The sequence below is a fragment of the Bradyrhizobium sp. Mp27 genome, from assembly GCF_029953005.1.
GTDB classification, from domain to species: Bacteria; Pseudomonadota; Alphaproteobacteria; order Rhizobiales; family Xanthobacteraceae; genus Bradyrhizobium; species Bradyrhizobium barranii.
In genome coordinates, this window is record NZ_JASAUS010000938.1 from 1 (window position 1) to 204 (window position 204).

1 protein-coding gene is annotated in these 204 nt (G+C 58.8%); it reads right to left on the minus strand.

Going from position 1 to position 204, the window contains the following annotated elements; translation table 11 throughout:
• A partial coding sequence (locus QJT78_RS53075; protein WP_281461040.1) for a transposase occupies positions 1–204 on the minus strand: 204 nt, incomplete at both ends.

Below are 204 nucleotides of genomic sequence, written 5' to 3' on the forward strand. Positions count from 1 at the left end.
TGACGTGGTATTTCTCGACGAAGACGTCGATCGCGGTTTCAGCTTCGGCCCGGTGTGGGGCCAGATAGATGTTCCGCAGGTCGTTCTTCATGAGGCCCTGCACGGATTTGGCGACCTTGTCGAGTACGTTGCTCACTTTATGGCACCAGCATCGTTGGTGCCGCGTGCCGGGAAAGGCCTCGTCCAGTGCCTTCCAGAAGCCGA